This window comes from Solwaraspora sp. WMMA2065, from assembly GCF_030345075.1.
Classification (GTDB): domain Bacteria; phylum Actinomycetota; class Actinomycetes; order Mycobacteriales; family Micromonosporaceae; genus Micromonospora_E.
Genome location: NZ_CP128361.1, coordinates 893,350 through 906,047 on the forward strand (window position 1 = coordinate 893,350; position 12,698 = coordinate 906,047).

At 73.0% G+C, this 12,698-nt stretch carries 11 protein-coding genes; 5 read left to right on the plus strand and 6 right to left on the minus strand.

The features are described 5' to 3' along the window. Window positions 1–51: 51 nt before the first annotated feature. The 5 genes from O7610_RS04075 to O7610_RS04095 are packed head-to-tail and all read right to left on the minus strand — an operon-like array spanning window position 52 to window position 5,460. Window positions 52–990, minus strand: a complete 939-nt coding sequence (locus O7610_RS04075; RefSeq protein WP_289212683.1) for an NAD-dependent epimerase/dehydratase family protein — start codon at window positions 988–990, stop codon at window positions 52–54. Continuing rightward, window positions 987–2,138, minus strand: a complete 1,152-nt coding sequence (locus tag O7610_RS04080; protein ID WP_281554417.1) for a cytochrome P450 family protein — start codon at window positions 2,136–2,138, stop codon at window positions 987–989. Before O7610_RS04080 ends, O7610_RS04075 begins: the two co-directional genes overlap by 4 nt. Then, on the minus strand, window positions 2,131–3,621 hold the full coding sequence (locus O7610_RS04085) for a class I adenylate-forming enzyme family protein (protein WP_281554418.1): 1,491 nt from the start codon (window positions 3,619–3,621) through the stop codon (window positions 2,131–2,133). Before O7610_RS04085 ends, O7610_RS04080 begins: the two co-directional genes overlap by 8 nt. A 25-nt stretch (window positions 3,622–3,646) precedes the next feature. After that, window positions 3,647–4,435 (minus strand): glycosyltransferase, encoded by a 789-nt coding sequence (locus O7610_RS04090; RefSeq protein WP_281554419.1) that lies wholly within the window; start codon window positions 4,433–4,435, stop codon window positions 3,647–3,649. Continuing rightward, window positions 4,432–5,460, minus strand: coding sequence for a 3-oxoacyl-ACP synthase III family protein (locus O7610_RS04095; RefSeq protein WP_289212684.1), 1,029 nt, complete (start codon window positions 5,458–5,460; stop codon window positions 4,432–4,434). The genes O7610_RS04090 and O7610_RS04095 overlap by 4 nt, the downstream gene beginning before the upstream one ends. Window positions 5,461–5,612: 152 nt before the next feature. Between O7610_RS04095 and O7610_RS04100 the strand changes: the two genes are divergently transcribed. From O7610_RS04100 to O7610_RS30825, 4 genes are all read left to right on the plus strand, one after another. Then, window positions 5,613–5,879: a DUF6343 family protein gene (locus tag O7610_RS04100; protein ID WP_281554421.1), complete on the plus strand. Its 267-nt coding sequence runs from the start codon at window positions 5,613–5,615 to the stop codon at window positions 5,877–5,879. A gap of 354 nt (window positions 5,880–6,233) precedes the next feature. Then, complete coding sequence (tuf, locus tag O7610_RS04105; RefSeq protein WP_289212685.1) at window positions 6,234–7,421, plus strand: elongation factor Tu; 1,188 nt, start codon at window positions 6,234–6,236, stop codon at window positions 7,419–7,421. Window positions 7,422–7,589: 168 nt separating this feature from the next. Further along, window positions 7,590–8,204, plus strand: a complete 615-nt coding sequence (locus O7610_RS04110; RefSeq protein ID WP_289212686.1) for an ATP-dependent Clp protease proteolytic subunit — start codon at window positions 7,590–7,592, stop codon at window positions 8,202–8,204. Window positions 8,205–8,231: 27 nt separating this feature from the next. Beyond that, window positions 8,232–8,666 (plus strand): helix-turn-helix domain-containing protein, encoded by a 435-nt coding sequence (locus O7610_RS30825; RefSeq protein WP_502959076.1) that lies wholly within the window; start codon window positions 8,232–8,234, stop codon window positions 8,664–8,666. Here O7610_RS30825 and O7610_RS04120 read toward each other — a convergent pair. Beyond that, the gene (locus tag O7610_RS04120) at window positions 8,644–11,700 is read right to left on the minus strand and encodes a glycoside hydrolase family 9 protein (RefSeq protein WP_289212687.1); all 3,057 of its coding nucleotides are present in this window, start codon (window positions 11,698–11,700) and stop codon (window positions 8,644–8,646) included. The genes O7610_RS30825 and O7610_RS04120 overlap by 23 nt on opposite strands. Before the next feature lie 240 nt (window positions 11,701–11,940). On the opposite strand from O7610_RS04120, the gene O7610_RS04125 reads away from it, so the two are divergent. After that, a complete protein-coding gene (locus tag O7610_RS04125; protein ID WP_281554425.1) occupies window positions 11,941–12,684 on the plus strand; it encodes a PP2C family protein-serine/threonine phosphatase in 744 nt (247 codons plus the stop codon). Window positions 12,685–12,698 lie beyond the last annotated feature (14 nt).

A 12,698-nucleotide genomic window follows, 5' to 3' on the forward strand; every position in this document is an offset into this window, starting at 1 on the left:
CGGAAAGCGACGGAAGGATAACTATATGCGTCGGCGTGGATCTGGCGATACCTACCGGGCCGGGCCGGTCGACAGCTCCGCCAGGAAACCGGGCAGGGCCCGCCGGGGCACCCACCCCTGGGCGTACGCCCGATCCAGATCCAGCACCGTGCCGTACGCCAACTGCTCCACCGCGTACCGGGAGATCCGGCCGGTGCCCGGCAACCCCAGCCGGGCCGCACCATCGACCAGCACCGCCGCGCCCAGCGCCACCGGCACCGGCACCCGCAGCGGCCGCGCCGGCCGGCCGGCCGCCGCAAGCACCCCGGCGACCACGGCGTCGCGTGCGTACGGCGTCGCGTCGGCCACGTTGAACGGACCCGGCGGCCAGCTCAGCGCCGCCAGGCACGCGTCCGCCAGGTTCTCCACCGCCGTCAGGCTCATCGCAACGTCCGGACCGGGCACCGGCACCCGACCCCGCCGGACCGCAGCCAGCAGCCGGGGCAGCAGATGCGGGTCACCGGCCCCGTAGACCGCCCTGGGCCGCAGCACCACCGCACCGGCCGCCAACGCCAGCCGCTCCCCGGCGGCCTTGGTCCGCCCGTACCCGGTGCGCTGGCCGTCCGTCGGGTGATCCTCGCGGATCACGGTGCCGTGTCCACCCGGCCGGTAGACGCTGGCGCTGCTCACCCAGACCACCGGCCGGTCGGCCGCTGCCCGCAGCAGCCGGGCCGTGCCCGCCACGTTCACCGCGTGGTACGCGGCCTCCGCCGCCGCGCCCGGCGGCGGATCCCCGACCGCCGCCGCCAGATGCACCACGACGTCGACGCCCCGCAGGTCTGGAACCTCCCGGGCGGCGTCCCACGGCACGTGCCGACCCACCGGGCCGGGTCGACGGCCCACCGCCACCACCTCGGCACCGGCCGCTGCGGCGGCCCGTGCCACCGCCGATCCGCAGAAGCCACTGGCACCGGTCACCGCGACCCGCAGCCCGGCCAGCCGGATGCTCACCACCGGGTCGCCCGGACCGTCAGCCGGGCCCAGCCCGGCAGCGCCGAACGCCGGTCCACCCGCGCCCCCGTCACCACCGGCCGGTACGGGGCCAGCGCGGCGAGCACATCGTCGAGCTGGGCGTGGGCCAGCCGGGCACCGGGGCAGTGGTGCGCCCCGGTGCCGAACACCAGATGCCCGACCGCCACCGGCACCGGCACATCCGGATTCGGGTGCGGCGCATCGGCGCGGGCCGCGTGCCGGGCGACCAGCAACAGCCGGTCGCCGGCCCGCAGCCGGGTACCCGAGCGCAACCGGCTGCCGGCCCGTCCGGCGGTGCCGGCCAGCTCGGCGGCACCCGCCACCACCCGGGGCAGCACCGGGCTCGGCGCGGTCACCCGCAGCAGCTCCGACACCAGCACGGCCCGCGAGTCGGCGCGGTCCGCCGCCGGCCACAGCCGGTCGTCGGCACACCAGGCGACGGCCCGGGGGATCGCCGCCACCGTGGTGTTGACCGAGGCGACGGCCAACATGCCGGCCCGGGCCGCCTCGTCCGCCGGACCGCCGAGCAGCCGGGCCAGCTCGGCGGCGGCCGACGCCGTGGCGGCGCGGTCCCGGGCGGCCCGGCCCGGCCAGCGCAGCCCGGGCAGATGCTCTCGGGCTGCGTGCGCCGCAGCGGACCTGGCCGCGGCGGTCAACGCGTGCGCCGACACCGACACGTCCAGCATCGCGGCGGTACTCGCCCCGGCCAGCTCGGCCACCAGATCGACGACATCCACCTCGGCCCCGTCGCCCAGTGGTACCAGCCGCCGCCGCAGCACGTCCAGCCAGACCGGGCGTAGCCGGACGACCCCGTCGGCGCCGTACACCGACGCGGCGGCCCGGCGGGTCCGCCGGTGCCCGGCGCCGTCCTGGTCGAACAGGAACCCATCGCCGCCGGTGGCCCGGCGTGCCGTCCCGGCGGTGGTCCGCTCGGCCGAGCGGTCCAACGGGACCCGACGCAGCGCTTGGGCGAACGGCGCGGCGTCGTGCACCAGAACGGTCCGGCCGATCCGGCGCACCGGCGCGCGTCGGGTCGCCGCCAACAGGGCGAACAGCACCGGATGGCTACCCAGGTAGACCAGCCGGTCCCGGCGGCGGCCCCGCCGGGTCGGTCGCTGTTCATCCATCGCCGGCCACCCGCGCCGCAGCTCGCGCCGTTACCTGCGCCGCCACCTGAGCCGCCGCCTGCCGGTCCGGCTTGCGGGACCGCCCGGCCAGCGGAACCCGGGCGAACACCACCCGGTCCGGCCGGGCCGATCCCATCCGGTCCAGCACCGGCCGCAACGCGACCCGCAGCCGGGCCCGGTCGGCGCCCGGCTCCGGCTGCACCACGGCCACCAGCCGTTCGTCCCCGTCGTCGGCCGGCACGCCGACCAGCACCGCCAACGCCACCCCCGGCACGTGCAACGCCGGCTCGTACAGGCCCGGGTAGATGTTCTCCGCCGCCCGCAGCACCATGTCCTTGCACCGGCCGGCGAGCACCAGCCGGTCGCCGTCGAGCCGGCCGACGTCGCCGGTGGCCACCTCGGCCATCGGCGGTTCGCCGAGGTACCGGTCGGCCTGCCCCGGACCGGACAGTCGCACCTGCCCGGTGTCGTCGACCCGGGCGGTCACCCCCGCCAGCGGCCGGCCCACCAGGTCCCCGTCGGCGGCGTACCCGCGCTTGTCGGCCTCCTCAACGGCTGCGGCCGGGAACAGTTCGGTCAGCGCGTACACCCCGTACGCCCGGTCCGCGCCGGCCCGCTTGACCCGGCCCAGCAGGGCGGCGCTGACCGGGGCCGAGCCGCTGAACACCCGCCCGGTCAGTCGGGGCGAGTGCTCCAGCACCGCGCGCAGTTGCGGTGGTGTCAGGTACGTCGCCTGCGGCCGCAGCCGGATCAGCTGCCGGGCCAGCAGCGACGGCGACCGGGCCGGCAACGCCACCGGCGCGCCGGCCGCCAACGCCGGCACCAGCACGAAGAACGTGCCGCCCAGCACCGGCACATCGGGCTGCGGGCCGACCAGCCCGGTCACCGCCCGCATCCCGGCGGACAACCCGGCCCGGGTGTGCACCACCGCCCGTGGCCGGCTGGTCGTCCCCGAGGTGAAGACGATCACCGCGTCACCGTCGCCGTCGAACGCCGCTGGTAGCGGGCCGGTGCCCGCCGGCAGCGCCGGCGCGCAGCCCGGCAACCGGCGCCCGACCGTACGGACCGGGGCGATCCGGGTCAGATCCGGCAGCGCCAGGTGCGCGCGGCGGGCCAGCGGACCGGCCCAGCCGGCCACCGCCTGCGCCACCGAGTCGGCCAGCACCAACGCTGGCTCGGCCACGGCGAGCCGGGCGGTCAGCACATCCGGACCGGCCGTCGGGTCCAGCACCGCCACCCGCACCCCCAGGTGGTACGCGGCCAGCAGTACCGCCAGCGAGCGGAGGCCCGGGCGTACCGCCAAGCCCAGGGTGTCCCCGGCGGCGAGCCCGTGCCGGGCCAGCGTGGCGGCGTACCGGTCGGTGAGACCGGTCAGGTCACCGGTGGTGGCCCGGACCCGGCAGCGGCCGGTCAGTGCCGTGGCGGTCAGCACCGCCGGCCGGTGCGGGTCGGCGCGCAACGTGGCCGCGAGTCGGTCCAGCATCAGCGGCCTCCGTCCCGGCGTGCGGTCACCGGGGATCCTCGGTCAACGGGCCGGCACCCCGGTCCAGGTACCAGGCGGCGGTGCGCCGCAGGCCGTACGCCCGCAGCCGCCGGGTCGAGTTCTCCACCACCATGTCCCGGCGGTGGATGATCGCCGACGTGTTGCTGCGTACCCGGTTGAGGAAGGTCCGGTCGGTCGGTGACGGCCGGCGCGGCATGCCGCCGCACGCCTGGTACAGCTCGGTGGTGACCGCCATGTTGTTGCCGGCGTGCATCCGGTACGGCGCCAGGTAGCCGTCGCCGCGTCGGTGTGCCGGCCGCAGCCGACCGAACGCCGCGGCGAGGAGCACCAGCAGCCGGAACCCGGCCCGACCCAGCGGGCCGTGCTCGTCGCGGCGGGCCCGGATCGCGCCGCAGACCAGCCCGGCACCGCCGGCCAGCCCGGCCCGGGCCGCCGCCACCCAACCGGGGTGCGGCAGACAGTCGGCGTCGGTGCGGGCCAGCCACCGGGCGCCGTGCGCGATGGCGTACCGGAAACCGGTGTCGACCGCGGCGCCGACGCCCTTCTGCGGTTCCTGCAGCAGCCGGACTGGAAACGGCGCGGCCGCGGCGAACCGTTCGACCACGGCGGCGGTGCCGTCCGTGGAGCCGTTGTCGACCACGACCAGGGTGAAGTCCCGGTCGGTCTGGTCGGCTAGCGCGGCCAGCGTGGCACCGATCCGGGCCTGCTCCTGGTACGCCGGCACCACCACCCACAGCGGCCCCGCACCGGCCGCCGCCGGTGCGGCGGGTGGCTGCTCGACCGCCCGGGTCACGGCTTCTCCCAGACCATCGTCATCACACTGACCCCGCCACCGAGGCCGACCGCCAGCACCCGGTCGCCGCTGCGCAGTCCGGCGTCGATCCGGGCCAGCTGCACGCCGAGGGTGGCGCTGGCCAGGTTGCCGAACTCGGTGACCGTCACCTCCAGCTTCTCCTTCGGCACCCCGGTGACCTCGATGAAGCGTTCCAGGTACGGCACGCTGACCTGGTGCACCAGGACGCGTTCGTAGTCGACCCAGTCCCAGCCGGTGCGCCGCCGAACCCGGTCCAGGATGTCGGTGCCGATCCGCTCGAAGACCGACCGCAGGGCGTGCCCGTCGCCGTGGAAGTAGGTGTGCTCGTCACCGCGCGGATGCCGGGAGCCACCGCCGAAGATGCCACCGACCGCCCAGTGCCCGGACCGGGTCTCGGTGTCGACGTCGACGATCCCGCCGTTTGACACCGGCTCGACCAGCACCGCCGCCCCGCCGTCGCCGAACGTGTAGCCGGCGAACGACGACCGGGCCTGCGCCATGCTGTCCAGCCGGGGACGCATGACCCGGGTCGGGGTCTCACCGGTGACGACCAGCGCCCGCCGCGCCCGTCCGGCCACGATCATCGACCGGGCCAGGTCGATGCCGTTGATGAAGCTGTTGCAGGCGTTGCTGACGTCGACCGCGTGCGCCGATCCACCCAGCTCGGCCTGGACGATGTGCGCGGTCGCCGGCTCGACCATGTCCCGGCTGGCCGAGGCGAACAGCAGCAGGTCGACGTCGTCGGCGGTGCGTCCGGCGGTGTCGAGCGCCCGCCGGGCGGCCCGCACCGCGAACGTCGAGGCGTACTCGTCGTCGGCGGCGACCCGGCGCTGTCCGATGCCGGTCATCGTGGCGAACAGGCCGGGTGGCAGTGCGACGTCACTGGCGGCGGTGATCCGGTCCTGCAGGTCGGCGGTGGTGAGGGTACGGTCGGGGAGGCTGACGCCGACCCCGGTGATGCCGACCCGGGGGACGGGCCACTCCGGTCGCGACGAAACGTTCATCGGCTCAGCTTCCTGCCGGACCGGCCGGTCCGGATGAGTAGGGGTGCTCAGCCCGACCTGGTGGTGCGGGCCGACGTCGGTAGCTCGTCGTCGAGCCTCAACGGGCGCGTTCGCGAGGTTACGGCCCGGTGTCTGCCGGGTACAGCCCGGGGATGGCCACGAAGTCGCAGCCCAACAGGGCCCGGGGTACCGTCGGTCACGCCTACAGCGCGTTGAATCTGCGGCTGGCGATGGCCGGTTTCGGGCTGGTCTTCTGCACCGTGCTCGGGGCGCTCGCCTGGCGGGCCGACCTCACCGCCGGCGCGGTCGTGCTGTGGGTGTTGGCCGTGATCGCCGTGGTCGACCTGGTCGTCGTCCAGCGTCGTCGCCGGGCCCGCCGGCGGGAGCAACCGGGCGTACGGCATTCACTGTTCGAGTGACGCGGGGCTCGCGCCGTCCGCGCGACCCGGGGTCTCGCCGTTGGTGTGAGCCGGAATTCGATGGCCCGGCCCGGCGTTACCGGCTAGCGTGACCACCATGTTCGGCACCGTCGGCGCTGTGCGGCCCGCAGGTCTTCACCTGCCGGGCGCCGCCGTCGTGTGCGCGTGGCTGGCTGATACCCGAGGCTGACCCTCCTCCCGCTGCGGCAGAACCACGGAGGAGGGTGGCCCGGTCCTTCCGGCGCTGCCCGTCGACGGGCGCGCCGGGCGGCGTGGTTCTGACGCGGTCGGGCGGTCTGGCACCCGCCCGCGTTCGTCGTCCGCCAGCTCGTTTCCCATCCCTGGAAGATCATCATGGCGAAGAGTCAGTTCGTGCGGGCGAAGCCGCACCTCAACATCGGCACCATGGGTCACGTCGACCACGGCAAGACCACCCTGACCGCCGCGATCACCAAGGTTCTCGCCGACCGGGACCCGGCGGCCAACCGGTTCGTGTCCTTCGACGGCATCGACCGGGCGCCGGAGGAGGTCTCGCGGGGCATCACCATCAACATCTCGCACGTCGAGTACGAGACCGCGACCCGGCACTACGCCCACGTGGACATGCCGGGCCACGCCGACTTCGTCAAGAACATGATCACGGGGGCGGCGCAGGTGGACGGGGCGATCCTGGTCGTCTCCGCGCTCGACGGGGCGATGCCGCAGACCCGCGAGCACGTGCTGCTGGCCCGTCGGGTCGGGGTGCCGTACCTGGTGGTGGCGATGAACAAGGCCGACGCGGTCGACGACCCGGAACTGCTCGACCTGGTCGAGCTCGAGGTCCGCGACCTCGTCACCGAGTACGGGTTCCCCGGCGAGCAGGTGCCGGTGGTCCGGGTGTCGGCGCTGCGGGCGCTGGAGGGCGACCCGCGCTGGGTGGACTCCATCGTGGAGCTGCTCGACGCGGTCGACCGGTACGTCCCGGTGCCACCCCGCGAGCTGGGCGAGCCGTTCCTGATGCCGATCGAGAACGTGCTGACCATCTCCGGTCGGGGCACCGTGGTGACCGGCGCGGTCGAGCGGGGCACCCTGCGGCTCGGCGACCCGGTGGAGGTGGTCGGACTCGGTCCGACCCTGTCGACCGTGGCGACCGGGCTGGAGACGTTCGGCAAGTCGCTGGACACCGCCGAGGCCGGCGACAACGCCGCCGTACTGCTGCGCGGGGTCAAGCGGGACCAGGTGCAGCGGGGCCAGGTGGTGGCGGTGCCCGGCAGCGTCACGCCGCACCAGCGGTTCCGGGCCCGGTTGTACGTGCTGACCACCGCCGAGGGGGGCCGGCACACGCCGTTCTTCGCGAACTACCGGCCGCAGTTCTACTTCCGTACCACGGACGTGGTCGGGTCGGTGCGGCTCGCCGACGGCACGATGGCCATGCCGGGCGACACCGTCGAGGTGACGGTGGAGCTGGGCAGGCCGGTCGCGATGGACGTCGGGCTCGGCTTCGCGGTCCGTGAGGGCGGCCGTACGGTGGCCGCCGGCACGGTGGCCGAGCTGCTCGACTGAGCCACGGGGTACGGCCCTCCGGCCCGGCCGGAGGGCCGTACCCCGTGGACGGCGCTCGGATCGCCTTCTGCTCACAGCAGATCTCCTGTCAGCAGAAAGGGCAGCGGTCCGGACCGTCGCCAGTCGAAGCTGGTAGCCACATCACCGTGATCGAGAGGGGCGTCACTGATGCGGCACACCAGTCCCGCGATGGCTGCGGACGGCGCGACCACCGGCTTCGGCGACCAGGTCTTCCAACAGCTGCTCAAGGAGCGGGTGATCTTTCTCGGCACCCAGGTCGACGACACCTCGGCCAACACGATCTGTGCGCAGATGTTGCTGCTGGCGGCCGAGGACAGCGAGCGCGACATCTTCCTCTACATCAATTCGCCGGGCGGCGTGATCAGTGCCGGCATGGCGGTCTACGACACGATGCACTACATAGGAAACGACGTGGCGACCGTCGGCCTCGGTCTCGCCGGGTCGATGGGACAGTTCCTGCTCTGTGCCGGCGCGCCCGGCAAACGGTACGCCCTGCCGCACACCCGGATCATGATGCACCAGTTGTCCGGCGGGATGGGCGGCAGCGCCGCCGACATCGCCATCCAGGCGGAGAACATGCTGCACATCAAGCGGACGACGATCGAGCGGATCGCGTTCCACACCGGGCGCACCCGCGAGGAGATCGAGCAGGACTCCGACCGGGACCGGTGGTTCACCGCAGAGCAGGCCCGCGAGTACGGCATCATCGACCAGGTGATCGCCACCACTGCGCAGCTGTCCGCCGGTGGCGTCTCCAGCTGACCGGGCGAGCCAGGACGGAGACTTTCGATGCTGCTGCGACAGGTCATCGGGCGGGTGCTGCGCCGGCTCCGGCAGGACCAGGGTCGCACCCTGCAGGACGTCGCCCGCGCCGCCGGCCTGTCCACGGCGTACCTGTCGGAGCTGGAGCGTGGACGCAAGGAACCGTCCTCGGAGATGTTGGCGTCGATCTGCCGGGCGCTCGGCGTCGCGCTGGAGGAGCTGTTGGCGCAGGCGATGCAGGAGCTGACCCGCAGCCGTCCGATGGCCACCGTCCGCTGTCGACGATCTGTCCGGCCCTCGGGCGGGTCTCCGTCGGCCACCCGAGGGCGACGGGGACGGGTGGGTCCGTCCGCCGGTCGGCCGGGCGAGCGGTGGGCCGGCCGGCTGGTGGCCGACCCGCCGCTCGCGGCGCAGCGGCGGGTCGGCCAACAGCACAGGTTCAGGAGCAGGCCACCCCGTTGACGGTGATCAGCTCCGGTGCCGGGTTGGCTCCGCCGGCGGTGGTGGCGTTCAGCCCGAACATTGCCGTCTCGCCGGGCTCCAGCCGGCCGTTGTAGGTCTCGCTGCGGGCCGTCACCGTCGCCCCGCTCTGGCTGACCTTGGCCATCCACGCCTCCCGGAGCCGCTGGTCACCGGTGAACGCGAAGCGGACCGTCCAGCCGTCGACTGTGGCGTCCCCGGTGTTGGTGATGTCGACCTGGGCGGTGAAGCCTCCGCCGCCGGCCCATTTGCCGTAGTTGATGTACTCGGCCCGGCAGCTCAACGGCGCCGGTGCCGGCACCGCGTCGCCCTGGTCGGCCAGGAAGGAGGCGATCCAGCTCAACGCCGAGTTCCAGTTGATCGCCACTTCGTTCGTCGCGTACGACTCGATGTCGTCGACGTAGCAGAACATCGGCGCGCAGCCTTCCAGCAGGTCCCGGGCGAACGGGTCGTCCAGGCCGGCGTTGGCACCGCCGGCGATCGACCCGGCCGGCGGGATCGGCAGGTCCGGGTCGAGCTGGTTGCCGAAGATTCGGCTGTGCTGGTTGCGCGGGTACACCGAGCCCCAGCCGGTGACGTACGAGTGGTTCAGCGCGTTGCGACCGAAGATGTAGTCCATCGCCTGCACGGCACCGTCGCGGTACCCGGTGTCCCCGGTCATGTCGTACGCCGTGGCGAGCACCACCGCATTGTTGATGATGTTGCTGTTGGCACCCCAGAAGTAGGCACCCCGGTTGCCTGGCATCGGCAACCCGTACGCCTGACCGTCCCCGGTATCGAGGTAGGAGTCGGCGGCGGCCACCACCGAGGCACGGATCCGGTCCCGCTCCTGCGGGGCGAGCCCGTTCGGCACGGTGGCCAGGTCGAGCCGGCCGAGCGCGGCGGTGGAGCCCCAGCCAAAGCCGGTCGCGTCGAAGACGTCCCGGGTGTGGTGCGGCGAGGCGGTGACGTCGTCGAGGTAGCTCTGCTCGCCGGTGGTCAGGTACATCTCGGCCGCCGCCCAGTAGAACTCGTCGCTGACGTCACCGTCGCTGTAGGCGCCGCCACCGTTGCCGTCGGCCGGGTCGGCGAGCCGGGCCGGGTTGGCCTTGGCAGCCGCGTAGGCCGTCGTCGCCGCAGTCCGGCACTGGTCGGCGAACGCGGTGTCGTACGGGGCGTACAGCCGGGCGCACTGGGCGGTGACGGCCGCCAGGTTCAGCGTGGCTGCGGTCGACGGCGGGTGCAGCTCCCGCAGCTCCGGGTCGTCCTCCGGCTGCAGCGGCAGGCCGGTCCAGTTCCGGTCGTGGATCTTGTGGTGCGCCATCCCGGCGAGCGGTTCACCGGCCGGCACCTGCATCCGCATCAGGAACTCCAGCTCCCAGCGGGCCTCGTCGAGGATGTCCGGCACGCCGTTGTCCCGCTCGGGCACCCGCAAGGTGCCGTCGCCGAGCCCGGCCCCGCCGTCGGCGCTGGGCGCGGTCTTGGTCCGCTCGAACGCGCTGAGCAGCTGGTAGGTGGCGATGCCACCGTTGACCACGTACTTGCCGTGGTCGCCGGCGTCGTACCAGCCGCCGCGTACGTCGAGTCGGTAGTCGCAGACGCCGGGCTGGCACGGCACGTCGATGTCGCCCTGGTTGGGCGCGACGCCGACATGGCCGGCGGGGCGGGCGTACTCCTCGCCGACCAGGTCTGCGTCGATGGCGATGCCGCTGCGCTGGATGTAGAAGAACTGCAGCGCGTCGGAGCGCAGCTGCTGGTAGATGTCGCCGGAGATGGCGAACGGGTAGCTGGTCTCGCCGTCGGTGACCAGGGTGAACCCGGTGCCGGTGCCCCGGTACGCGGAGAAGTCGATGCTGTGCGTCTGCTCGCCGGAGGCGCTGTCCAGCCCACGTACGGTGCTGGTGCCGCTGGCCACGACCGTCCCGTCGGCGTCGTGCAGTTGCCAGTCGAGCGGCTCGGTGGCGTCGGTGACGACGGTGGCGTTCTTGGGTCCGCCGGGCAGGTAGCCGACCTGGTTCACCCGTACCCGTGGCCCGGTGTCCGGCATGTACGGCGGCTCCTCCTCGCCGCCGCGCAGCGAGACGTCGTCCAGGCAGAAGGTGTATTCGTCGGCGTTGCCGCCGACCTGGAAGGCGAGCTGGGCCCGTTCGGTGTCCTCGCTGGCGACGAAGGTCGCCTCGACCCGCGAGGGTTCGGCGGTCAACGCCAGGTCGCGGCCGAAGTAGCCGGTGTACGGGTCGGCACCGAGCTGGACCACCGCCCGTACGGCGGCGGCCGGTTCGGCGGACGCCGTGAAGCCGATGGTGTACTCCTCGCCGGTGATCAGCGGCAGGCCCTCCTGCAGGATGCCGGCGTCCCACGGGTTGGCCAGCCCGGTCGGGACGGTGGCGCAGAGCCGTCCGTCGACCACCCGGGGGCTGGTGGTGCCGTAGCTGATCCAGCTGTCGGTGCCGTTGCTGAAGTCGCCGTTGGTGATCTGCTCCGGCCCGCCGGGTGGGGGACCGACAGTGTCGTCGCTGAGCAGCGAGACGTCGTCCAGGCAGAGGGTGTAGTCGGCGGCGCCGCCGCCGAGTTGGAAGGTGAGGGTGCCGTCGGGGGAGTCGAGGTTGGCGGTGAACTCGTAGGTGAACGTCTCGGCGTCTGGCACGAGGTCGAGCTCGCGGCTGAGCACGGTGGTGTAGGGCTCCGCGTTGAGCTGAACGTTTGCCCGTACGGACGCGGGAACGTCGCTGGCGGCCGTGAAGGCCAGTCGGTACGCGGCACCGTCGATGAGTTCGATGCCGTTGTGTCCGATGCTGGCGTCCCACGGGTTGGTGGTGCCGCCGGGCACGCTGGCGCACAGTTGGCCGTCGGTGGCGGCCAGGGTGACGTTCTCGGTGCCCCACCAGGGGGCTGTTCCGTCGTCGAAGGTGCCGTTGACGATATGTTCGCGTTCCTCGGCGTACGCCGTCGTCACGGTCAGGGTGGTCAACGCCAGGACGCTGGCACTGGTGCCGGCGAGCAGCGCGACCGTCCGGCGTCGTCTGGATCGGGTCACGGGGTTCCTTCCGCGCGGGGGACTGGGAGCGCTCCCATTGATCTGAGACGATGTTGCCAGGGCGTTACCGGCGTGTCAATCACGTCATGTGTGGCGGGTCGCGCGACCGGTGCTAGGTGTCCGTTATGCGGTATTTAGTAGTTTATGCCCAGCGGGCGGCTGTGATTCTCCATGATCTTTAACATCTGCATGCTGATCTACTAGAGACATTTCGGCCCTGTTCCTGGCAGGCTGCCAGCCATGACCCTGAAGCTGCGTTCCGCGGCGGTGACCGACCGCGGCCTGATCCGGAGCGGGAACCAGGACTCCGTGCACGCCGGCGACTGGCTCGTCGCCGTCGCCGACGGCATGGGTGGGATGGCCGCCGGGGATCTGGCGAGCAAGATCGCGATCGAGGCGATCGCCCCGCTCGATGCGGCCGTCGCGGACGATGAACTGGTACCGAGGCTGCAGTCGGCGGTCGAGACCGCCAGCGCCGGAATCCGGCAGGCGATAGCCGAGGATCCGGCGCGGGAGGGGATGGGAACGACCCTGACCGCCCTGCTCTTCGCCGGGTCCGGCGTGGCGATCGCACTGGCACATATCGGCGATTCGCGGGCGTACCTGCTGCGGGGCGGCGCGCTGGAGCAGGTCACCCGGGACGACACGTTCGTGCAGATGCTGGTCGACGAGGGCGTCATCACTGCCGAGCAGGCCGCCAGCCATCCGCGCCGAGCGGTGGTCACCCAGGCGTTACAGGGGGAGAACGTCAACCCCGCCTACCAGGTCTTCGAACCGCAGACCGGCGACCGTTGGCTGCTGTGCAGCGACGGGCTGTCGAACGTGGTGCGGGCGGAGAGCATCGCCGAGGTCCTGGCCACCTACGCCGACCCGCAGGCGGGCGCGCAGCGGCTGGTCGACCTGGCGATCCGGGCCGGCGGGCCGGACAACATCACCGTGGTCATCGGCGACATCACCGAAGTCACCGGCGACATCACCGGGTAACGGTCGCCGAGACG

Excerpts from the sequence above, each read along its gene's own strand:
- O7610_RS04080 (WP_281554417.1), bottom strand. The coding sequence starts at position 2,138 with ATGGATGAACAGCGACCGACCCGGCGGGGCCGCCGCCGGGACCGGCTG.
- O7610_RS04085 (WP_281554418.1), bottom strand. The coding sequence starts at position 3,621 with ATGCTGGACCGACTCGCGGCCACGTTGCGCGCCGACCCGCACCGGCCG.
- O7610_RS04095 (WP_289212684.1), bottom strand. The coding sequence starts at position 5,460 with ATGAACGTTTCGTCGCGACCGGAGTGGCCCGTCCCCCGGGTCGGCATC.
- O7610_RS04100 (WP_281554421.1), top strand. The coding sequence starts at position 5,613 with ATGGCCACGAAGTCGCAGCCCAACAGGGCCCGGGGTACCGTCGGTCAC.
- tuf (WP_289212685.1), top strand. The coding sequence starts at position 6,234 with ATGGCGAAGAGTCAGTTCGTGCGGGCGAAGCCGCACCTCAACATCGGC.
- O7610_RS04110 (WP_289212686.1), top strand. The coding sequence starts at position 7,590 with ATGCGGCACACCAGTCCCGCGATGGCTGCGGACGGCGCGACCACCGGC.
- O7610_RS30825 (WP_502959076.1), top strand. The coding sequence starts at position 8,232 with ATGCTGCTGCGACAGGTCATCGGGCGGGTGCTGCGCCGGCTCCGGCAG.
- O7610_RS04125 (WP_281554425.1), top strand. The coding sequence starts at position 11,941 with ATGACCCTGAAGCTGCGTTCCGCGGCGGTGACCGACCGCGGCCTGATC.